Origin of the sequence: Lacrimispora amygdalina (assembly GCF_900205965.1) — a bacterium.
Taxonomy (GTDB): domain Bacteria; phylum Bacillota; class Clostridia; order Lachnospirales; family Lachnospiraceae; genus Lacrimispora; species Lacrimispora amygdalina_A.
Genome location: NZ_OAOF01000070.1, coordinates 1 through 1,679 on the forward strand (window position 1 = coordinate 1; position 1,679 = coordinate 1,679).

The window sequence follows — 1,679 nt, forward strand, 5'->3', positions numbered from 1 at the left end:
ACGGATCACGTAAGGTGGACCGGGGAGAAACAAAAGGAAGATCATACCTTTGATACAGAGCTGGGGACTCTTCCGGTGCCGGAAATCTATGGTTGGAAATTTAACGGCTGGTGGACAGGTAAGAATGGATCAGGAACCAAAATTACGGAACATTCTATGGTAGAACCAAGGGATGTCGTGTATTACGGTAGCTGGGAGCCGGTAACTTATGAGGTCCACCTTGTTTCAAAGACGGAGCAGCCAGATGGAGAATCGGTACAAACCTTTACCATTAATCAGAAATATGATCAGGAAATTGGTGGTTTACCGATCCCTGAAGAAAAGGGATATACCTTTAACGGCTGGTATGATGCAGATCATAATAAAATCAATCCTCATACAATCTTTCGACCAGATTCCGGAGCGGAAGGATATATCTGCCATGCTGAATGGAAAGCCAACTCATATAAAATCCGCTTTGTTTATACGGATGCAGATGGAAAACAGAAAGTTGTAGAAATAGACCGAGATTATTTCATGCAGCTGGGAACGCTTCCTTTACCAGAGAAACCTGGCTACACTTTTGCTGGCTGGTTTAATGAAAGTGGAGAGAAGATAACTTCCGAAAGCTGGGTAGAAGCTGGAAATGTGGAATATAAGGCAAAATGGAATGCAAACCAGTATACGATTCACTTTAAGAGTAATTCAGAATCAATAAGTGATCCGGAAGATAAGACAGTAACATATGCCCTTCCAATTGGGGATTTGCCAATATTATATGAAACAGGGTATGCATTCCTGGGCTGGTATACGGAACCTGAAGGCGGAATCCGAATTAAGGAGACTACCTTGGCAGCGTTGGGGGATCAGACTTATTATGGTCACTGGTCGATCAAATGGATTTATATAGGAAATGGTACATATAGAAAACCAGGAGCTGATGGTAAGTGGAATACAACAGATGACGAACTCTGGTGGTATGGCCCGGATGGGGAGATAGGAACTGATGATGATCGTCAGATCCACATAATCCCCGGAGGAACTGGAACCTATATAGAAAACGGTGACGGAACGTATATCACACCTGGAGCCGGTGGAAGCTGGGAAAATCTAGATCACTGGTGGAGAGGTCCGGATGGAATCATAGGAACTGATGATGATCGTCAGATCCACATAATCCCCAGAGGAAGCGGAACCTATATAGACAACGGTGACGGAACGTATATCACGCCGGGAGCCGGTGGAAGCTGGGAAAATCTAGATCACTGGTGGAGAGGTCCGGATGGAATCATAGGAACTGATGATGATCGTCAGATCCACATAATCCCCGGAGGAAGCGGAACCTATATAGACAACGGTGACGGAACGTATATCACGCCGGGAGCCGGTGGAAGCTGGGAAAATCCTGATCACTGGTGGTATGGTCCGGATGGTGAGATAGGAACTGATGATAATCGCCAGATCCACATAATCCCCGGAGGAAGCGGAACCTATATAGACAACGGTGACGGAACCTACATTACACCGGGAGCCGATGGGAGTTGGGAAAATCCTGATCATTGGTGGAGAGGACCGGATGGGATCATAGGAACTGATGATGATCGCCAGATCCACATAATCCCAGGAGGAACTGGACCCTATATAGACAACGGTGACGGAACCTACATTACACCGGGAGCCGATGGGAGTTGGGAAAATCC

1 protein-coding gene is annotated in these 1,679 nt (G+C 46.3%); it reads left to right on the forward strand.

The window, feature by feature from the left end; all coding sequences use genetic code 11:
* A partial coding sequence (locus CRO04_RS25695) for an InlB B-repeat-containing protein (protein ID WP_166432682.1) occupies positions 1-1,679 on the forward strand: 1,679 nt, incomplete at both ends.